The 21,747-nt window shown below is 34.2% G+C and carries 12 protein-coding genes and 1 pseudogene; 10 read left to right on the top strand and 3 right to left on the bottom strand.

What is annotated here, in order from left to right:
- Positions 1 to 629 precede the first annotated feature (629 nt).
- From GKC53_03960 to pntB, 7 genes and pseudogenes are all read left to right on the top strand, one after another.
- Complete coding sequence (locus tag GKC53_03960) at positions 630 to 2,498, top strand: site-specific DNA-methyltransferase (protein ID QRN41293.1); 1,869 nt, start codon at positions 630 to 632, stop codon at positions 2,496 to 2,498.
- Positions 2,499 to 5,414, top strand: coding sequence for a type III restriction-modification system endonuclease (locus GKC53_03955; protein ID QRN41292.1), 2,916 nt, complete (start codon positions 2,499 to 2,501; stop codon positions 5,412 to 5,414).
- 859 nt (positions 5,415 to 6,273) lie between these two features.
- Complete coding sequence (locus tag GKC53_03950; GenBank protein QRN41291.1) at positions 6,274 to 6,501, top strand: hypothetical protein; 228 nt, start codon at positions 6,274 to 6,276, stop codon at positions 6,499 to 6,501.
- 90 nt (positions 6,502 to 6,591) lie between these two features.
- Positions 6,592 to 6,795, top strand: a complete 204-nt coding sequence (locus GKC53_03945) for a hypothetical protein (GenBank protein QRN41828.1) — start codon at positions 6,592 to 6,594, stop codon at positions 6,793 to 6,795.
- A gap of 134 nt (positions 6,796 to 6,929) precedes the next feature.
- Positions 6,930 to 7,046 (top strand): annotated as a pseudogene (locus GKC53_03940) (DDE transposase).
- Positions 7,047 to 7,493: 447 nt separating this feature from the next.
- Entirely contained in the window at positions 7,494 to 9,032 is a 1,539-nt protein-coding gene (locus tag GKC53_03935) for a Re/Si-specific NAD(P)(+) transhydrogenase subunit alpha (protein QRN41290.1), read from the top strand.
- A gap of 14 nt (positions 9,033 to 9,046) precedes the next feature.
- Positions 9,047 to 10,417, top strand: coding sequence for a Re/Si-specific NAD(P)(+) transhydrogenase subunit beta (pntB, locus tag GKC53_03930; protein ID QRN41289.1), 1,371 nt, complete (start codon positions 9,047 to 9,049; stop codon positions 10,415 to 10,417).
- A gap of 192 nt (positions 10,418 to 10,609) precedes the next feature.
- On the opposite strand, the gene GKC53_03925 is transcribed toward pntB, so the two are convergent.
- The 3 genes from GKC53_03925 to GKC53_03915 all read right to left on the bottom strand — a co-directional run bounded on the left by GKC53_03925 (position 10,610) and on the right by GKC53_03915 (position 15,005).
- Positions 10,610 to 11,485 carry a DUF4743 domain-containing protein gene (locus GKC53_03925; GenBank protein QRN41288.1) on the bottom strand — a complete coding sequence of 292 codons (876 nt, stop codon included), beginning with the start codon at positions 11,483 to 11,485 and terminating at the stop codon, positions 10,610 to 10,612.
- Positions 11,478 to 12,755, bottom strand: coding sequence for a mechanosensitive ion channel (locus GKC53_03920; protein QRN41287.1), 1,278 nt, complete (start codon positions 12,753 to 12,755; stop codon positions 11,478 to 11,480). The genes GKC53_03925 and GKC53_03920 overlap by 8 nt, the downstream gene beginning before the upstream one ends.
- A gap of 1,806 nt (positions 12,756 to 14,561) precedes the next feature.
- Positions 14,562 to 15,005, bottom strand: a complete 444-nt coding sequence (locus tag GKC53_03915) for a DUF805 domain-containing protein (GenBank protein ID QRN41286.1) — start codon at positions 15,003 to 15,005, stop codon at positions 14,562 to 14,564.
- 1,852 nt (positions 15,006 to 16,857) lie between these two features.
- On the opposite strand from GKC53_03915, the gene carA reads away from it, so the two are divergent.
- Genes carA through rnhA form a run of 3 tightly spaced genes read left to right on the top strand, consistent with a single transcriptional unit; the run spans position 16,858 to position 21,711 of the window.
- A complete protein-coding gene (gene carA, locus GKC53_03910) occupies positions 16,858 to 17,991 on the top strand; it encodes a glutamine-hydrolyzing carbamoyl-phosphate synthase small subunit (GenBank protein ID QRN41285.1) in 1,134 nt (377 codons plus the stop codon).
- 43 nt (positions 17,992 to 18,034) lie between these two features.
- Positions 18,035 to 21,262, top strand: a complete 3,228-nt coding sequence (carB, locus tag GKC53_03905) for a carbamoyl-phosphate synthase large subunit (GenBank protein QRN41284.1) — start codon at positions 18,035 to 18,037, stop codon at positions 21,260 to 21,262.
- A gap of 5 nt (positions 21,263 to 21,267) precedes the next feature.
- Positions 21,268 to 21,711 carry a ribonuclease HI gene (gene rnhA, locus GKC53_03900; GenBank protein QRN41283.1) on the top strand — a complete coding sequence of 148 codons (444 nt, stop codon included), beginning with the start codon at positions 21,268 to 21,270 and terminating at the stop codon, positions 21,709 to 21,711.
- Positions 21,712 to 21,747: the final 36 nt, after the last annotated feature.

Genomic DNA, 21,747 nt, shown 5'->3' with positions numbered 1-21,747 from the left:
TGACCGCACTTTGTGTTTGGATTCAGACGGCATTAATGTGCTGGATATTTCTCAAGTGATGGGTGCATTTGATGTATCTTTTAAATATTTATCTACAAAATAAGGGTTAACCATGTTGTTTATTCCATAAGTAAACAAGGATTGTTACGTTAGTAGTATCGTTGCATTAAATCGAATGGTACAGGGGATTGGCACAGTTCAGCCGCACTAAGTGCTAATGCTTATCCACCAGATGTTTATGATAACGGAAAAAAATACTCATCATTTACTGGCCGATATGGGGATTATTGATGGTACAATACGCCATTAATACAATGGGGGTATTACCCTAGAAAATATGCCTGTCAAGGTGAGAGTAGTTTATCTTGGATATGACCTAAATTGCTTTTCAGAAGATTTAGACTTTGATTCGTCTAAAAAATTAAATTTGTTAAGTAAAATAAATCATCTTCGCTACAAGGCATTATAATTGATGAAATTAATGTTAAAAAAGATACTGATGCAGTAAATCATTCTAAGAATGAAAAATTTGCTTGATATCAATTAAATTTAAATAAGGAAAAAATGAGCCTACAAACCTACAATCCTATGGATAATCTAAATACTGTCAATATAATTGAGTTGATTTTATGATCACCGAAAAATTTTTCAATGCGGAAAACATTACCGCTACATCTAGCCAATTAAGCCAACTTAAACAACTTTTTCCGAACTGTTTTAATGCCAATGGTGAATTTTTGCTAGAAAAATTTCAAGCGGAAATTACATTGCAAGCCGAGATTAGTAAAGAATTTTATGCAATGAATTGGCTGGGTAAATCTTATGCGAAATTGTTACGCAATTTGCCGCCTGAAACCTTATTATCAGAAGATATTGAGCATAACAAGCAGCCTGAAAATGCAGATAGCCAAAACGTGCTGATTTGCGGTGATAATTTGGAAGTGTTGAAGCATTTAAAAAATGCTTACTGCAATAGCGTGAAGATGATCTATATCGATCCGCCTTATAACACGGGTTCGGACGGCTTTGTGTATCAAGATGACCGCAAATTTACGCCAGAACAGTTGGCAAAATTAGGTGGAATGGATATAGATGAAGCTAAACGTGTGTTGGAATTTACAGCGAAAAAATCCAATTCCCACAGTGCGTGGTTAACCTTTATGTATCCACGTTTGTATATTGCACGCGAATTACTTAAAGATGATGGTATGATTTTTATTTCTATTGATGATAACGAAGGGGCACAGTTGAAATTATTGTGTGATGAAGTGTTTGGGGAAAGCAATTTTGTTACTGAATTGATTAGAAAAACTAAAAGTGTTACTAATGTTGAAAAGACAGGAATAAATATCCAACACGAATATGTTTTGTGTTATGCAAAAAATAAAGAAAATATTTATTTAAAAGGGGATGAAAAAGATTTTTCTTTATATAAAAACCCTGATAATGATCCAAATGGCGATTGGATTTCTAATGATCCTACTGCTCCTAGAGATGGTGATCAATATGCAATTATTAACCCCTATACTGGAAAAGAAGATTTTCCACCTAAAGGGAGGGCTTGGTTTTTTTCTAAAGAAAATTTTGACCTTTGGGTTGCTTCTGGAAAAATTAAATTCAAAGAAACTCATCCAGAAAAGGAAAGAGGATTTATTTTAAAAAGATACAAATATGAAATAAAAAATAGTGATGAAATGTTAGATAGTCTATTTATTGATAATTTGTATTTAAATCAAGTCGCAACAAAGGAACAAGTAAAATTATTTGGAGATAAATTATTTCCTAGTCCAAAACCTGTTGATTTAATGAAAAAACTTGTGAAGAGTGCTACAGAGGAAAACTCCCTAATCCTAGACTTCTTCGCAGGTTCTGGCACAACCGCCCACGCCGTCATGCAACTGAATGCGGAAGACGGCGGTAATAGACGTTTTATTATGGTACAGCTGCCTGAAAAAACCGATAAAGAATCGGAAGCCTTTAATGCAGGTTATTCGACCATTTTTGACATTACCAAAGCCCGAATTGAAAAAAGTGCGGTCAAAATTCGTGAAGAAAATCCAAATGTAAGTGGTGATTTAGGTTTTAAAATTTACCAAACCACGGAAAATTTCAAAGCGGTTAGGGATGATGAGTTTAATCCATACCAAGCGGAATTACCGAATTTAACCATATTCACAGAAAGCCAAATTCAAACCTTGCTGACCACGTGGCGAGTGTATGACGGTGCGAAACTGACCGAGCCCGTGCAAGCAGTGGATTTGGGTGGCTATACGGCATATTTGTGCAATAAACGCTTGTATTTGCTCAATGAATATTTTAACAGCCAGCACTTGTTTGCCTTTATTCAAAAGTTGGATAACGATGTGGCATTTAATCCAAATCGTGTGATTGTGTTTGGCACCCATATGGAAAGTGCAATGCAACAAGAGTTAAATCAAGCATTGGCAAGTTACAGCAACCGCAAAAATATCAGTTTGAGTTTGATTGTGAGAAATTAAATGAGTGGCTTTAATTACGAGAAAAATCTAGAACATCAAAAAAGAGGTATTCAAGCTGTACTTAGCGTGTTTGATAACGCCTCTTGTCGCTTTCATCAAGCTGATGAAAATCCGCAAATTGTGTTTAGTCAAAATCAATACACCACCAATCTGAAAAAAATACAAAACGAAAACAATATTGACCGCACTTTGTGTTTGGATTCAGACGGCATTAATGTACTGGATATTTCGATGGAAACTGGTACGGGTAAAACTTACACTTATACCAAAACGATGTTTGATTTGCACCGAATGTTGGGCGTGTTTAAATTTATTGTAGTGGTGCCTACTCTTTCCATTAAAGCAGGTACGCGACAATTTTTGCAGAGCCAATCGCTAGCGGAACATTTTGAACAGGATTTTGGCAACGATTATCAGGGCATTCGTTTGAAAACTTATGTGGTGGAAAGCCCAAAAGTCAGCAAAGGCAAGAAATCCCATATTCAAATGGCAATAGATGCCTTTGTAAAAGCGGAAAATCACCAAGAAATTCATGTTTTGCTGATCAACGCTGGAATGATTAACTCGCCATCAATGAGCCATTCAGGTGATGTGGCATTTAAAGATTTTTTTGATAACCCTGTGGAGGGGATTGCTGCTGTTCGCCCCTTGGTGATTATTGATGAACCGCATAAATTCCCCACTCGTGAAAGTGCGAAAACGTGGCAGAACATCAAGCGGTTAAATCCGCAATATATTTTGCGATATGGGGCGACGTTTAACGAGCAGTATTACAACTTGATTTACCGTTTAACTGCAGTAGATGCCTTTAATGAAGGTTTGGTTAAAGGCGTGCGTGTGTTTCAGGAAGAAATGCAAGGCGGAATGGAAGCCAGTATTAAACTGCTTTCATTAGATGGTAAAGAAGCAGTGTTTGAGCTGACTGAAAATGGCAAAAGCAAAAAATTTGCCTTGGGCAAGGGTGATGATTTAGCACAAATTCATTCGGCGATTTTTGAGTTGAACATTGAAGCAATGAATAAAACGACGTTGTTGCTAAGTAATGGTTTAGAGTTGAAACGTAGTGCATTGCTCAATCCGTACTCTTACGTCCAAACTGTGCAAGATGCGATGATGCAACGTGCGATTGTGGAACATTTCAAGCTGGAAAGGGAATTATTAGTAGAACGTACTACCAAAATCAAACCGCTGACCTTATTTTTTATTGATGATATTATCGGCTATCGTAGCGGCAATGAGATTACAGGCAGCTTAAAAGAAAAATTTGAAAACTGGGTAAAAGCAGAAGTACAACGCCTTTTAAAAACCGAAACGGACGAGTTTTATCACGCTTATTTGCAAAAGACGTTGGCAGATTTATCCTTGATTCACGGCGGTTATTTTTCCAAAGACAATAGCGAAAGTGATGACAAAATTGAGCAGGAAATCAATGAGATTTTGCACGATAAGCAAGCCTTACTGTCATTAGACAACCCACGTCGTTTTATTTTTTCCAAATGGACATTGCGTGAAGGTTGGGATAATCCGAATGTGTTTCAGATTTGTAAATTGCGTTCCAGTGGCAGTCAAACATCTAAATTACAAGAAGTGGGGCGTGGTTTACGTTTACCTGTGAATGAACTAATGGAACGAGTGCGTGAACCACAATATAAGCTCAATTATTTTGTAGATAGTAGCGAAAAAGATTTTGTGGCAGAACTGATTGGTGAAGTAAATAAAAATTCAGTGAGCGAAGATGTTCCGAAGAAATTTACCGAAGAAATGAAACAGAAAATTTTACAAAAATACCCTATTAAATCCATTGCATTGCTGATGAAGTTAAAGTCAGACGGCATTATTGATGACGATGAGCAGTTTACCGAAAATGGTTACACCCGTTTGAAAATGTCTTATCCAAAAGCCTTTGAACAAACACTGAAAAAAGACAAAATCAGTAAAGCAGGCGAGGGTAAAGACACAATTAGAATGCGTGTCGGGAAATATGAGGAACTCAAAGCCTTGTGGGAATTGATTCATCATAAAGCAATTTTGCAATATAAGATCGGTTCAGAAAGTGAGTTTTTGGCATTGTTCACGGCTTATTTGCGTGAAAATGTTACCAAATTTAAACAAACTGGTATTCGCACAGTTGTGAATGAAACTTATATCAATAATAGTGTAATGCTCAACCGCAGAAAAGAGAGTATTGAACATGATGATTTTATTCGTTTTAATACGATGAATTATCGAGAATTTCTCACTGAGCTTGCCATAAGTGCCAAAATTCAGATGAACACGTTGCATCAAGCGTTTTATGCTTTGCGAGATGATCTAAATATCAGTGAGTTTATGAATCAACAAACGATTAACCAAATTCGCAGCGGATTTAATCAATTTTTGCTGAATCACTCGTTTAGCAAATTTGAATTGGGTTATCAGCTGGTAAATAATCGCATTCACCCAACAAAATTCACAGATGAAAAAGGTGAATCTAAAGAAGTGAAACGAGCTGATTTAGGTGTGTTTAGCGATAATAGAAGCAAGCCATCTGACAATTATTTGTTTGATGAAATTTTCTTTGATTCGGAAATTGAGCATCAGAATATTACTGATAGCGAGATCGAAAATGTTACCGTATTTACCAAAATACCGAAAAACTCGATCAAAATTCCTGTAGCAGGTGGTGGAACTTATTCACCTGATTTTGCCTATATTGTGAAAACCAAAACGGGGGAAATTCTGAATTTTGTGATTGAATCCAAAGGCGTGCAAAATTCAGATTTGCTACGCAAAGGTGAAGAGCGAAAAATTAAGCACGCTGAACAACTATTTTCTAAAATTTCTCAAAATGTGAAAGTTATGTTTAGAACACAGTTTGAAGGAGATAGAATTATAAATATTATTCAGGAGGCAATCAAAAAAAACTACCTCACATAATGCCTGCTAGTACACGCAAAAAATAAATCATATATTCAACACACCGAAATCATGAGAACTGAAAACTAACAATTCAAAAAGAGCAATTTATGCACATTAATCATACATAAGTTGCTCATCATTAAATCAATCCAATTCTTTTTATCGTCTAAAATATAAGCAATCAAAACAGCAAAATTTTTTAATTTCCAACACATCTACCCAAAAAGAATATTTATATATTAAACAGTTAAAATATTTTCTAATATTTAGCAAAAATCTATTTAACTATTTTTATTTTTTATTCAAGATGTTACTTAACAAGGCTCTTATTACTTAATACCATTTTGGCCACATAAAATAGTCCTTTTATTACCACTTTTGATATTAAGTCTAAAAGGCTTAGTGATGTTAAAGTCGTAATAAAGGGATTTTTGTTTTTATGGCACAGCATTTTTTGTTATCGGAAAAGGTTTGCCACTTGTCACTTGAATAAGTAGTAAGCCTTTCTGATGCCGAAATTTTTGCTTTACTAAAAAAGTCTGTTGGGGTACAGATAATAAACAGCTTTGTTATTGTGCTGTTCGTTATCAAGCCTATTTAATTAAAACCCATCAACAATGGCAATGCAAATGTTGCCAATACCACTTTTCCATTACCACTGGTACGATTTTTCAAGGGCATAAATTATCACTGCTTAAAATCTTAATTACCCTTTGCCTTTTCGTAACGGAAAGTAAAGGTGTGTCAGTCATTTTTTCTCACAAGCTAAACGTACAATATAAAACAGCGTGGACGAATTTACATAAAGTGAGAGAAGCGTTAAATCGTAGCAAAAATTTAACCGCACTTTCAGGGGAGGTGCATTTAGACGGTTGCTATGTTAATCATTACATTCACCCTAGAAATCTCAAGCATCATCGTATTGATAGATGGGCAAAATGCTATCAATGCAAAGGATAAAGCCAGTGTAATAGTCTTTCGCCAAAAGGCGGCGCATCAGCAGTACCTTATCAAAGGGGCGGATAGAAGCATTGTCGCCATTATCAAAGAAGAAAATGCAAAAGATATTGTTGAGCTAATGCATAGACTAATTCTAACCTCATAGTATTATTTGTGCTGATGAAAATACTGCTTACAACAATTTTGCTTTTACTTACAAGTTAGCACGAGTCATCATGCTCAAGAATATTGCTCCATAGACGGTATTACTAGTAATCTTGCTGAGTCCTTTTTCGCGTGTCTTAGACGAATGATGATGGGCACTCATCATAGAATGAGTAACCGCTATTTAATCCACTATACGAATGAAATCGGTTGGCAAGAAGACGCACGTCGTAAATCTGCCTTAGAGAAATTTAATGATTGGCTGAAAAAATGTTTACAATGCACGTCATCATGATATTTAGTCGGCTATTGGCAGGGCAATAAACGCCAACCAAGAGGTCTTTGGTTTAGTAAGCCTTATTTATTAACCACAATCGCACAAGGAAAATTTCATTACGAAACCCATTATTTCTATGTATCCGCTTTGAGTATCGCTCGTAAGAGTTAATTGGTATGACAGCCTTCAGCCCTGAAGAAATTTCCCAAACCTACTTTAAAAATCTCAATGAGATGATGAAGTATGAACAGGAATTGCTTTCTGCTTAACTTTTAATCGTAAAATAACATTCCGATTCCTATCAGGGAAGTTGCTTATCTTTTACAAGGTTGAGCGGATTGGCTACGTTTGTAGTAAGGAAATTTTGTGTAGTGCGTAGAGAAATCAGCTAAAATGAGATAAAAGAAATGCCCTTAACCCTGTTTTTAGAGTTAAGAGCATCGGAAATTTTACTGCGGTTAAAATGAGTTTTGGTCTTTGTGCATTTGCTAGATAATACCGGATTTTTAATGGATCACTAACAAAATGAAATTAATTTTTATCGATTTATCTAATTTATAAAAATCTTGTATAATTTGTAAAAAGGTTTTAGGTTTGGACAATATAGACAATATTTCGTGGGGGGTTAAGACAAATTTTCTAAAGCTAAAATAAGTAGCGGGTTATTGGGTGGATAACTAAATCCAATTTGCTAGTCGTATGTTAAAGGAGAATATATGAAAATAGGGATACCTAGAGAGTCCTTGACAGGAGAAAAAAGAGTTGCAGCAACACCAGTAACCGTAGGCCAATTGATAGATCTTGGTTTTGAAGTGTTGGTCGAGAAAAAAGCAGGTATTGAGGCTGGATTTTCTGATACTGCCTATAAGGAAGTTGGTGCTAAAGTTTCGGTCAACAGAACGGTTTGGCATTCTGATATTATTTATAAGGTGAATGCACCTACGGAATCTGAAATATCTAATATGAAAGAGGGGGCAATATTAGTCAGTTTTATTGAACCTGCCCAAAATTCAGATTTAATTCAATTATTAAATAGTAAAAAGATTACTGTGTTGGCTATGGATATGACACCGCGTATTTCTCGTGCTCAGCCTATGGATGCACTTTCTTCTTTTGCTAATATCAGTGGTTACCGAGCAGTTATCGAGGCTGCTAATGCATTTGATCGTTTATTTTCAGGTCAAATCACGGCAGCAGGGAAAATATCACCCGCAAAAGTATTGGTTGTAGGTGCTGGAGTGGCAGGATTAGCATCAATTGCTACCGCGGGCTCCTTAGGTGCTATAGTGCGGGCATTTGATACCAGATTAGAGGTGGCTGAACAGATAGAATCAATGGGGGCAGAATTTTTGAAATTGGACTTTCCTCAAGAAGAAGGAGGAGGTACTGATGGTTATGCCAAAGTGATGTCAGATGAATTCATTGCAGCAGAAATGAAATTATTCAAAGAGCAAGCAAGAGATGTTGATATTATTATCACAACTGCTGCGATTCCAGGAAGGCCATCTCCTAAACTAATCACGAAAGAAATGGTAGACTCAATGAAGCCAGGTTCAGTAATTGTTGATTTAGCAGCAAAAGGTGGTGGTAATTGTGAATATACAGTTCCAGGAGGAAAAATTATTACACGCAATGGGGTCACCGTAGTTGGTTATACCGATATGGTCAATCGTTTAGCAGGACAATCCTCCCAATTATATGCGACGAATTTGGTCAATTTAGTTAAATTAGCCTGTCCTGAAAAAAATGGTGTATTTAATTTAGATTTTGACGACGTAATTATCCGCCATATGACGATTTGTGACCAGGGCGAAGTGATGTATCCGCCACCACCTATCCAAGTATCAGTAGCACCGAAGACTGAACCCACTTATGTCAAGGTTGAAACAGATAAGCAACAAGCAAAAGTTTCAGTAACACGGAAATTGATTTCATTAGTAGGCGTGTTTGGAGCAATATTATGGGTTGGTGCTTATGCCCCAGTAGAATTTTTAAATCATTTTATGGTATTTATTCTGGCATGTGTGGTTGGTTATTATGTGGTTTGGAATGTGACTTATTCATTGCATACTCCATTAATGTCTGAAACAAATGCAATTTCAGGGATTATTATTATAGGTGCTCTAGTTCAGATAGTGAATGATAGTTTCTGGTTAAATTTATTGGCATTTATAGGTATTTTGCTCGTAAGTATTAACATTTTTGGTGGCTTTTCGGTCACTAATCGTATGTTAAATATGTTTCGTAAAGGCTAGAGGGGGGGTAGTGTATGACACAAGGATTGGTTATCGTGACGTATATTGTTGCAGCACTGTGCTTTATTTTTAGTTTAGTAGGTCTTTCGAAACAAGAAACAGCTAAAATAGGCAATTATTGTGGCATTTTGGGTATGATTGTTGCTTTAGTTGCAACCATTGCAAGTGAGAGCATGGACTGGTTGGTCTGGATTTTACTTGCAATGCTAATAGGTGGTTCTGTTGGTCTTTATTTGGCAAAGAAAGTAGAGATGACTCAGATGCCTGAGTTAATTGCTGTTTTACATAGTTTTGTTGGATTGACAGCAGTATTTGTTGGAATTAACAGTTTTAGTGATTCAGGTACTGTTGATACCAATATGCATTTTATTCATATGATTGAGGTATTTCTAGGTGTATTTATTGGGGCTGTGACTTTTACTGGTTCTATTGTTGCTTATGCGAAATTAAGTGGAAAAATAAGAAGTTCGCCATTAGTTGTGCCTCATAAGAACTTGTTGACTGTTTTAGCACTGGTTATCTTCTTTTTGTTGATGATTTTGTTTTTACAATCTGAATCTTGGCTACCTTTGGTTACAATGTTGATTATTGCACTATTATTTGGCTGGTATTTGGTTGCTTCTATTGGTGGTGCAGATATGCCAGTAGTTATTTCTATGTTGAATTCATATTCAGGATGGGCAGCAGCAGCAGCAGGATTTATGCTAGGAAATGATTTGTTAATTGTAACTGGTGCTTTGGTAGGTTCAAGTGGTGCTATTTTATCCTACATTATGTGTAAGGCCATGAATCGTTCATTTATTTCTGTAATTTCTGGTGGATTTGGGACTGAAAATATTTCTACTGGTGGTGATCAAGTGGGTGAATATAGAGAGGTGAATGCAGATGAGGTAGTAGAGTTACTAAAAAATGCTTCTAGTGTCATCATTACACCAGGATATGGTATGGCGGTTGCTCAGGCACAATATCCAGTAACTGAGATGGCTAAAAAATTGATTGACCAAGGCGTCGATGTACGTTTTGGTATCCATCCAGTTGCAGGAAGACTACCGGGACATATGAATGTACTATTAGCTGAAGCTAAAGTTTCGTATGACATCGTTTTTGAAATGGATGAAATTAATGATGATTTTGCTGATACAGATGTGGTGTTAGTGATTGGTGCTAATGATACAGTTAATCCAGCAGCAAAAATCGATCCACATAGTCCAATTGCAGGAATGCCTGTGTTGGAAGTTTGGCATGCTAAAAATGTAATTATCTTTAAACGTTCAATGAGTACTGGTTATGCAGGCGTGCAAAATCCACTATTTTTTAATGAAAATAGTGCTATGTATTTTGGTAATGCCAAAGATTCTGTGGATGAGATAGTAAAAAGACTATAAATAGGTTTTTGTTAAGTAACATATATGGTATACGGTTAAAATATTTACCGATTGTTTTGCGAGTTTTAGTTTGATAGTCGGTGTTTGTCATAATAGATCTGGAGTATTCAGAATGGAAGTGAGATATCTTGGGGGTAGTTACTGTTAAATGATAAGAAAATTAGCCTACTAGGTTCTTCATTCTTAACATTCTTATATTTGTAAATATTTTAGCCACTGTCCTAGTTTTCCATGAGGCTCAAAACATTGTAGTGAAAGCCATAAATCTAATAAACTAATGACTGAGTCGAGCATGAATTCACCATTTAAAATAGCATTAATAAGCTCAGAATGAGTCATTTTCTGAAAATAGCTTACCTCCCCATCAATATTATTGGGGTTTAGTTGTTTACTAGTTTTTAAATGGTAGACATGCAAATACTCGCGGTGCATACCGTTGTGCACTTTACGAAAACTAAAATAACTATTTGATTTAAAAATATATTTTAATTTATTGGCTTGGATGCCAGCTTCTTCCATGCTTTCTCTTACGATTGATGTATAGGGAGATTCTCCTGCACTAATACCACCACAAGCAATATTATCTAATTTATTGGGGCTAACAGCTTTATGAGCGCTTCTTTTAGCGATCCAATGTACGATAGAATCATCATCGTCTATGAACCACGCATTCAAATGAACAGCATGACTTTTTAGTCCTAAGGGTCTAAAAGCGGAACGTTCGAGTAAAAATAGTGTATTATTATCTTGTTCATCTCGAACATCAAATAGTTCATTTCTCCAATTGTCATAAATTTTTTGCTCGTGCCAATGCCAAGTAATTTTTGTGAGCAAGTCAGACATTGATAGCCAGTCCTTAGTTTCAATATGGATACCATCTTGTGTTTTCTGTACAGATGTAGGAGATATAGATTCGATAATCAAGGTTTTGAATTTGGGGCTTAATAGACCTAATGGATGTTTATTCAAAAACAAATTTGTATAGTCAGGCAAAGGAGAGTTCAACTGGGGTTGTAAAAATCCTAGGATTTCATCTTGTTGCTTCTTACTAATATAATTTTTAGACATTGTAATGAGAATATTTTGCTAATAGGATATCATTTTCTTGAAAATCATTATATATTTGTTGAAGGATTTCCGAATGTGTTTCTGCAGCAGGAGGGTAAAGTGTATTAATCCAATAAGATGATTTTATTTCGATACCAATAGGATCAATTTGGTGTAGAACAACAGTGATTTTCTTTTGATTATTCACATTAACATGTTGGCGAATATTTTTTTGTATGATTTTAATTGCTCCTGCAATATCGTTTACATGTTCTAGTTTTAAAGAAAATTCTTGTAACAATTCTTTAGCCAGCATACTTTCATTTTTAACAATATCTGAGATAATTTTTTGATTGGGGATAAGCGCTTCTGTTCCATCATGTGATTTTAGGGTGACAAAACGTGTAGAGATATGTGTTACATATCCAGTAAAATTATTTACTTTAATTCTGTCATGGATACGTATGGACTGATCGAATAAGATGATAAATCCTGAAATGTAATTACTGACAATATCGCGTAAACTAAAGCCTAACCCTGCTGCAAAGGCACCACCCAAAATAGTCAGTGTGGTGATATCAATGCCAAAGATAGGTAATATGATAGTTACAGAAATAAAAATAATCAAAAACTTAAGAAGCTTAGAAATAATTAATTTAAAATTTTCATCTACATTGTCAATAGACATAATCCTAGTTTCAGCAAATCTACTCAGCCATAGGGTAACAATAAAGGCGATAATGGACCAAAATATTCCGATAATCAAAGTGAAAATACTAATGGAGATTTTACCAATTGAAATTTGGATTGTTTGGCTAAATTCCATAAGTGATTTACCTAAACCAGAAAACCATAAAACAAAAACAAGTGAGGCCAAAACAATAGCAATTTTTTTGTTGTAGTTAGAAAGTTTATAAGGGATAACATGAGCTAATAATTTTATGATAAGAACGGATACTATGCCCCACAAGCTCATTGCAGTTAAAAGATATAACCAAAAAGGAAAATAATCAAAATAAGTGATACAAATGGATGTGCTTATGCCACTTAGTAACCCAATGATAGAAAAAATAAATAAATAGTTAAGAGAATATTTTGCAAGGATACCTGAGCGATTATTGGTTTTTTTGATTATTAGAAGTATTGTTAATAACAACATTGATACCAACAATAGTTCAAGTAAAGATTGTTTTGAAGATAAAATTTTGTGAGTATCGTTAGTAAAGTAGAAAGGAATGTTCATAAAACCTGTATAAACTTTTTGTATATTGGTCAATAGATCTGTAGACATTGTTTATCCATTGTGTATTAACTGTCTTTAAGTATACTATTTTTACCTACATAAGAAAAAAATAAAACTTATCTAATTGTTTTAAATGTCAATATTATTCAGAACTACGATAAATGGAGAAAAAATATTTGTTTTCTATCCTATTGGTGAATTAAGAACAAATATTGCTAGAATCAATTTAGAGAGTTTGGTAAAGGGGTAACAAGAAATAGTAATGGGTTTATTTTTTTGGAAATTAAGTTTAAGGTATAAGTAATGCAATTTTTAGTAGACAAATAATTTTCATCTATATTAACTGACACTATCCATTTCAAGGGATTTTGATATTGTTATGATCCTGGCAACAAATTAAATACTTATTTTTTATCTAAAGGAAAAATACTGATTTTTTTCATTTCTTATGTTATATGTTGTATTTCTAGGTTATTAGAACTATTATTTCAATATGAAAGAAAAATACAATAGATTAACTAGTTCACCATATTCGATCACCAAATTTTAAATTTAACATATAAGTAGCTGGTAAGATTTTTTACTTGATCTACGTAAAACAGTAACAATGATTTTGATCATGGCTGTCTGGCTTAATTTCATCATTATGTAGTGATGGACATCAATATTGAAACACACTTATACAGTAAAAATTTCACTACTTTATAACTTCATAAATTAAGGTTAGGATAATTTTAGTTGATTATTCCCAGAAAGGATAATTTATTTCGGCTTCATAATGACAGATTCAGGTATGTTATTTCCTTACCAATTGCCAGAAAGTTTTTTTATAGTAATGCCAATTTTTAAGTGTTCAAATTTTTTTTTCACTCTCTTGCAACGATTATCTTCTCGTACAGCATTCACTGGCGTACATAGTATCGATATTATTTTATCATATGAGAGATAACCGTAATCATTTGCTGGGTTCTATGAAAAAGCATTCGGCAAGATTGTTTATTACATCATCTATTAAACAAAATGCTTATGACTGATTTACAAGCTATGCTCTTGTAAATGGAAGGTTAGTCTGTCATACACTATCTGTATGAGGATACTATTATCAGGTTTTACCCAATGTTGGGTTTAAATGCAGTATATCTTTATTTTTTAGGTATTAAACTCTCTTTATAATGTCCTGATAGTAGTGATACATTTTAATATGTAGAATTTTCCTTGCTGCGATGATATTTCTTGTATTTGTCTAGACAATTATGATGGGATTTGTTTTGATGAATGTAATAATTAACATTAATTTGATTAATATGTATTTCACCGTATAGGAGAAATTTTTTAACTTTTTCTAAATTTTTTCAAAATTGATAGTCAATCTAGGTAGCTTGATATTACCTACTTATATTTGTAGAAAAGTTAAATGACAGATAAGCTGTTATTTTCTGTGATAAATAGCCAAGGGTAATAAGTATTTGTCGAAACAAAATCTTGTGAATAATTGTTTGTTGTAGAATCTTTTTACTAATAAATTCAATACTTTTTGAGTTCAAAAAATTAAAAGTTGTTGCGAAGAGACAGTTGTTTGTAGCAAAAAATGTATTTTTATTAGGGTGCATTTTATTAGGATACATTTAGATTGTTATTCATGAGAAACCTGTCAAGTATTTTTTTATAAATTTTAAAAAATAAAATTGAAAAATATCTACACAGGCTTTTCTGGTCTCATAAATCGATCACCAACTTTATGATCCTGTACTTGTTTTGATTACTTGTCTATTTTTACTACACTTACCAATAAGTTACCTGTATAAAAGGCGAAATAAAATGCTTACCTTTAATTTTTGTAAAAAAATCAAATATCTAGTTATTTATCTTTTCTAATTCACCTTTTGGATCTTTGCCATAAGCATTATCTTTACGTTGCCCATCTTTGAATACAAGATACAGCAAAAAAGATAAAGAAATCAATATGATAAGAAAATATCCATAAACTTCATTGTTTGTCATTGCCTCCGGTGGTTCTGCAAAAATGAAATATACCCCCAGTAAGGTAAATGGGGTTTGTAGCCAACCCGAATACCCCAGGTCATGTAACCGTCTAGTTGTTACTGAAGTACTTGGAATCAGGTAGATTATATTGATAAGTAGATCAAGTATTTTTGGTAATCCGGTAGATAACAACGAAATGGGTATCGAAATAATAGTTGCAATCAGTGTGAACCAAGCAAATTCGGCACGTCTTGCTCGTCCGCTGAATTTGAAAGAATTATTTAACGCAGTAAGAAACCATTGAAAACCGTTCATTTTACTTTTCCTTAAATTCTTAGGTTGTTATTTGACTCTGTCTCAATCCGGGTTGGAGCTCCTCCTAAACATTCTACACGATCAGTAATAATTTTGTTTCAAAATTTCTTAAAATATTCGGTTTTTTATGGTGTATCAATGGGATTGGGGCGGTTATGATTTTTGCAATCGGCTCAATATTTATTACAGTGATGTTGCCTTTCTTTTAAAGATAAGAAATAGTGTTGGTACAATAACCATTAAATCGAAGGAAATAAGTATAACGGGGTTAAATTCACAGTATATCAACTAAATGGCCTATACTATATCATGTCAATGGAGGGTATACAGCAAATTAAGATTGATAAAAGCTAAGTGAATGGTGTATCGTATTTTGTATATTTAGTTTAATATTGATAACATCACTATTTTAGATAGTTTCGGTTTCTTATTTTTTCAACTTCAATACTTGCAAGCCTATTGGTTTTATTTATCTTCAATTTTTAAATAGTACATACCTTAGATGATCCTATACACGAAAAATTAGATTTATTTGAAGTTTAGCAGTTACTGTTATAGCTTTTGTATTTGCTTTATGTTCAAAGAGGTCAGTCAATCCGGTCAGATATGTAAAATTTTTGGTTTTACATCTTTCGTATTGACAGAATCTTTCTGATATAGATATTTGTTCTTGTAAATTTATTTTATATTAATGGAGTATTTCAGAAGAATAAGTATTTGTATTTGAGTGGCGGCTACTAATGATTATTAGTAGGTCAAAAAATAAAGGTTGTATTTTTCTATCATAATGAAACCTCCGTTGAATTAAGATTTCAATAAAGATTTTCAATTGGTATGAATCTTTGTAAGGCTACTATGTAATACCATTTAATTCTACTTATCAACTTTTTCCTACTTAGCTTTCTAAAAATTTCTTTTTTGGGTTTTCTCTTTTAGGTTGGCAAACGAGCTAATAGAACAAGCAAGGTAACCAAATAATGAGGAAAAAAATAATAATGCCATACTATATCCACTTATACCTATTTGGTTTAATAGCCATAGGTACAAGAGAAATCCAGAGTATGATATTGAGAATTTCGATATAGATTCACTAGGAAACAAAAAAATATAGTGTCAAAAGTAAATCGCTAGTATATATGTATATATTTAGGATTTATGTTATTTTGAGAGTTAAATCTAATTAATAAAGATGTTAGCCATATACAAAAGAGTAACATCAAATATGCAAATTTAATAATAAATATGAATGAAAACAAAAATACATCTGATTTATTTTGATACCAAAACAACTTCATTGATCCGTATTTTGAGGATAGAAATCAAGTATGGTGGTAGTAATTTAAAGTTTCATTCGATAATGAAATCAAGGGTATCTATCTCATATACATAAAATGCATTATTGAGGGTAAAATTTTTTACGTACTAGTCTAATGGGTATTTCATAGATTATTAATTTAGTTGGAAGCTAGATAATTTATCTCTAAAGGTAACAAACTGGACGCATTATCAGAGTGAATTTTATATAAAATATTGTAGCTTTTGTTTTGGCTCATGTCTTAGGTACTCCAAGAGAATTTTTTCGTACTATATTGTTGAGTAACAGTGTAATAGGTAAGATAGTGTCAAATTCAATATGGATCATATAAGGTGTTCTTTAGAAAGCTACCTTAAGTAGCGTTTACAATATTTTTGTGTAACAGATCTATAAAATCTTGATTGCGATATTACATTAATTATTTTAAAATGGACTGCTTACAGGTTAATGGTAAAAGCACGAAAGGCAGAAATCTGCCCGTGCTTTTTTTCTGCAATGATACTGTAACATATAACATTTTGAAATTGAGGTAATTAAATGACTGAGGCTGTGTTGGTTTTATCGGATGGAACTGTTTTCAAAGGATATTCAATTGGGTGTGAAGGCGAATCAGTTGGTGAAGTGGTTTTTAATACTTCGATGACAGGTTATCAAGAGATTCTAACTGATCCTTCGTACGCACAACAATTAATTACTTTAACTTATCCTCATATTGGGAACGTTGGTGTCAATTCAGAGGATGAAGAGTCAGATAAAATTTTTGCCAAAGGATTAATAATTCGTTCTCTTTCTTCTTTGGCGAGTAATTTTAGAGCAACAGATAGTCTTTCAGAATATTTAAAAAAACATCAAATTGTTGCTATTTCAGATATAGATACAAGGCATTTGACAAGGATTATTCGATCTCAAGGTAGTCAGGTAGGTGCTATTTTGACTGGAGAGCACATAGATATTCAAAGAGGGATCCAATTGGCTAAAGATTTTGGTTCAATGACAGGAAAAGATCTGGCGTCAGAAGTAACATGTGCTGAAAAATATTCTTTTATGGAAGGGAAATGGCGGTTAGATAAACGATACACTTTAGAAGATAATTTCAAATACAATGTTATTGTTTATGATTTTGGTGTAAAAAGGAATATTTTACGGTCATTGGTTGCCCGTGGATGTAAACTGACTGTGGTGCCAGCGAATACAACAGCAGAAGATGTGTTGGCTTTAAATCCTGATGGGATTTTTTTGTCGAATGGGCCTGGAGATCCTGAGCCATGCACTTATGCGATTGAAGCTATTAAAACTTTTTTGTCTAAAAATATTCCCTTATTTGGGATATGTCTAGGGCATCAACTATTGTCCTTGGCTTTAGGTGGTAAAACTCAAAAAATGAAGTTTGGTCATCATGGTGCGAACCACCCTGTGATAGATTTAAGAAATAATAGAGTTTCAATTACTAGTCAGAATCATGGATTTTTTGTAGATGAAAAAAGTTTACCTGACAGTGTAGAAGTGACACATAGATCATTGTTTGATCAGTCTTTACAAGGAATTGTATTGAAAGGTAAACCTGTTCTATCTTTTCAAGGACATCCCGAAGCCAGTCCAGGGCCTCAAGATATAGATGTATTGTTTGATCAATTTATACAGTATATTGAAAATAGTAGAGTGCTGTCGTGAGCCTATAATGGGTAGTATTTATTCGTAAAAAAAAGAGATAGTTATGCCAAAAAGAACCGATTTAAAGAGTATTTTGATTATAGGTGCAGGGCCTATTGTTATTGGACAAGCATGTGAATTTGATTACTCAGGAACGCAAGCCTGTAAAGCATTGCGTGAAGAGGGCTATAAAGTTATTTTAGTTAATTCTAATCCTGCAACTATTATGACTGATCCTGAAATAGCAGATGTGACTTATGTTGAGCCAATTCAGTGGCAAGTGGTTGAGAGAATTATAGAAAAAGAAAGACCTGATGCTATTTTGCCCACTATGGGTGGACAAACAGCACTAAACTGTGCTTTGGATTTGGGAAGAAATGGTGTATTAGAAAAATATAATGTTGAGCTAATTGGAGCTTCTGAAGATGCTATTAATAAAGCAGAAGATAGGGGACGTTTTAAGGAAGCCATGCGAAAGATAGGGCTATCCTGCCCTAAATCATTTGTGTGTCATAGTATACAAGAAGCACTTGAGGCTCAGAATAAAATTGGATTTCCAACATTAATTAGACCTTCTTTTACTATGGGGGGTTCTGGAGGAGGTATTGCTTATAACAAAGAGGAATTTTTAGAAATTTGTGAACGAGGATTTGAAGCGTCGCCTACTCATGAACTTTTAATTGAACAGTCAGTACTGCGTTGGAAAGAATATGAAATGGAGGTCATACGTGATAAAAACGATAATTGTATTATTGTATGTTCGATTGAAAATTTTGATCCTATGGGTGTGCATACAGGAGACTCGATAACAGTTGCTCCAATACAAACCTTAACTGATAAAGAGTATCAAATTATGCGTAACGCAAGTATTGCTGTATTACGTGAGATCGGCGTAGATACTGGTGGAGCGAATGTACAATTTGCAGTTAACCCTGTCAATGGCGAGATGATTGTCATTGAGATGAATCCTAGAGTTTCTCGTTCTTCTGCTTTGGCATCGAAAGCAACAGGCTTTCCTATAGCAAAAGTAGCCGCTAAACTGGCAGTTGGATTCACTCTAGACGAAATTAAAAATGATATTACAGCGGGGAAGACACCTGCTTCTTTTGAGCCAAGTATTGATTATGTAGTTACCAAAATACCTCGTTTTGCTTTTGAAAAATTTCCTGTGGCAGATGATCATCTAACGACACAAATGAAATCTGTGGGTGAAGTTATGGCAATTGGACGCACTTTTCAGGAGTCAGTACAAAAAGCCCTGAGGGGTTTAGAAACAGGGTTATCTGGATTTGATCCAAAAACAGAGGATGAAGTAATCATTCGTCAAGAGTTGGTTAATCCGAAAGCAGACCGTATTTTATATGTGGCAGATGCTTTTAGAGTAGGGATGAGTCTAGAGGAAATTAATAAAATTTCATCTATTGATCCATGGTTTTTGGCTCAGATTCAAGACATTGTAACTGAAGAACAGGAGTTATCTAAAAAGACTTTAGAGACTGTAGAATTAAAGTATTTTAAGAGATTAAAAGCTAAGGGATTTTCAGATAAAAGAATTGCCAGTTTAGTTGGTACAAGTGAGGTAAAAGTTAGAGAATTTAGAATGAAAGACCTCAGATTGTATCCTGTTTTCAAGAGAGTAGATACTTGTGCCGGGGAGTTTGAAACGGATACAGCTTACATGTATTCTACTTATGAGGATTTTGATGAAGCAAGACCAAGTACTTGTAAAAAAATTATTATTTTAGGTGGTGGGCCTAATCGTATTGGCCAAGGTATTGAGTTTGATTATTGTTGTGTACATGCATCCTTAGCATTAAAGGAAAGAGGTTGGGAAACAATTATGGTTAATTGTAATCCTGAAACAGTTTCAACTGATTTTGATACATCTGACCGTTTATATTTTGAACCGTTAACATTAGAGGATATTTTAAACATTGTGCATATTGAGAAACCTGATGGTATGATTGTGCATTATGGTGGACAAACTCCCTTAAAATTGGCCAATGAATTAGTAGCTAATGGTGTGAATATTGTAGGGACTTCAGCTAATAGTATTGATTTAGCAGAAGATAGGGAGAAATTTAAAAAAATATTAGATGACTTGGGTTTAAAACAGCCTCCTAACCGTATTGCATATAAAGTGGATGATGCGATGATGTTGGCTGAGCAAATTGGTTATCCGTTGGTTGTTAGACCATCTTATGTACTAGGTGGTCGGGCTATGCAAGTGGTCAATGATTCTGAACAGCTATTACAATATATGACAGAAGCTGTGAAAATATCAGAAGATAATCCAATCCTACTAGATCGTTTCTTAAACAATGCTATAGAAGTTGATGTGGATTGTGTTAGTGATGGAGAAAAAGTAGTGATTGGTGGGCTAATGCAACATATTGAGCAGGCGGGTGTGCATAGTGGAGATTCTGCTTGTTCAATTCCTGCTTATTCACTGACTTCTAGTATTCAAGATGAGATTCGCAGACAGACCAAAGAGATGGCAAGAGCCATACAGGTGGTTGGTTTAATGAATGTACAATTTGCAGTTCAAGGTAGTGTTGTTTATGTTTTAGAAGTCAATCCTAGGGCGAGTCGCACAGTACCATTTGTCAGTAAAGCAACTGGAGTTCCTTTAGCTAAAGTTGGTGCTAGAGTGATGCTAGGTGAAAAACTTTCTGATATTGAATTTACTGAAGAAATTATTCCAGAACATTACTTTGTAAAAGAGGCTGTGTTTCCTTTTATTAAGTTTCCAGGTGTTGATACGATACTCGGTCCTGAAATGCGTTCCACAGGAGAAGTGATGGGCATAGGTAAAACTTTTGCAGAGGCATTTATTAAATCTCAATTAGGGGCTAATTCTATTATTCCTAATTCTGGCTGTGTGTTTATGTCTGTTCGTGATGAGGATAAAATTTACTTACCACAGATTGCTACGAATTTTTTAGCAGGTGGCTACACACTATGTGCAACAAAGGGAACGGCTATTTATCTACAGGAGAGAGGATTTAATGTTGAAGTTGTGAATAAGGTTATGGAAGGTAGGCCACATATTGTAGATAAAATTAAAAATGGTGGAGTTGCAATTGTAATTAACACTGTGAATGATAAGATTCAATCTATCCAAGATAGTCACTCTATTAGAAGGAGTGCTTTAACACAAAATGTACCACTGTATACTACAATTACAGCTGGGTTAGCAGTTAGTCAAGGTATTGAGCAGTTAAATGTAGAGAATACATATAGCTTACAATCATTATATAGCACATCACATATATCGTTTAATCTGAATTAATATCTATGTTAGATGATAATGTTTATTTGTATACCGATGGTGCATGTAAAGGCAATCCCGGATCTGGTGGCTGGGGAGTTTTGTTATGTTATCGAAGCCATGAAAAGGAACTGTATGGGGGAGAAGCTAATACAACTAACAACCGTATGGAATTGACAGCAGTTATTAAAGGATTACAAGTATTAAAAAAAAATTGTAATGTTGTAATCTATACTGATTCTCAATACGTGAAAAATGGTGTCATGCAGTGGATGCCCAATTGGAAAAAAAATGGCTGGCAGACTACGAATAAAAAACCGGTTAAAAATAAAGACTTGTGGTCTAAGCTGGATCAAGAACTGGGTCAACATCAAGTAGTTTGGCATTGGGTTAAAGGACATGCAGCACACCCTGGGAATGAGCGTGCCGACATTTTAGCTAATTTAGGTTATAGGTCTTTATTTTTATAGGATATTTAATAGAGGGTATGTTTTATTTTTCTTATC

The organism is Neisseriaceae bacterium (assembly GCA_016864895.1).
Taxonomy (GTDB): Bacteria; Pseudomonadota; Gammaproteobacteria; order Burkholderiales; family Neisseriaceae; genus QFNR01.
This window is presented reverse-complemented; position numbering and strand designations above follow the sequence as displayed.

Bases quoted from the DNA above. Each gene is read 5' to 3' on its own strand.
- GKC53_03960 (QRN41293.1), top strand. From the start codon at position 630: ATGATCACCGAAAAATTTTTCAATGCGGAAAACATTACCGCTACATCT.
- GKC53_03955 (QRN41292.1), top strand. From the start codon at position 2,499: ATGAGTGGCTTTAATTACGAGAAAAATCTAGAACATCAAAAAAGAGGT.
- GKC53_03950 (QRN41291.1), top strand. From the start codon at position 6,274: ATGTTAATCATTACATTCACCCTAGAAATCTCAAGCATCATCGTATTG.
- GKC53_03935 (QRN41290.1), top strand. From the start codon at position 7,494: ATGAAAATAGGGATACCTAGAGAGTCCTTGACAGGAGAAAAAAGAGTT.
- pntB (QRN41289.1), top strand. From the start codon at position 9,047: ATGACACAAGGATTGGTTATCGTGACGTATATTGTTGCAGCACTGTGC.
- GKC53_03925 (QRN41288.1), bottom strand. From the start codon at position 11,485: ATGTCTAAAAATTATATTAGTAAGAAGCAACAAGATGAAATCCTAGGA.
- GKC53_03920 (QRN41287.1), bottom strand. From the start codon at position 12,755: ATGTCTACAGATCTATTGACCAATATACAAAAAGTTTATACAGGTTTT.
- GKC53_03915 (QRN41286.1), bottom strand. From the start codon at position 15,005: ATGAACGGTTTTCAATGGTTTCTTACTGCGTTAAATAATTCTTTCAAA.
- carA (QRN41285.1), top strand. From the start codon at position 16,858: ATGACTGAGGCTGTGTTGGTTTTATCGGATGGAACTGTTTTCAAAGGA.
- carB (QRN41284.1), top strand. From the start codon at position 18,035: ATGCCAAAAAGAACCGATTTAAAGAGTATTTTGATTATAGGTGCAGGG.
- rnhA (QRN41283.1), top strand. From the start codon at position 21,268: ATGTTAGATGATAATGTTTATTTGTATACCGATGGTGCATGTAAAGGC.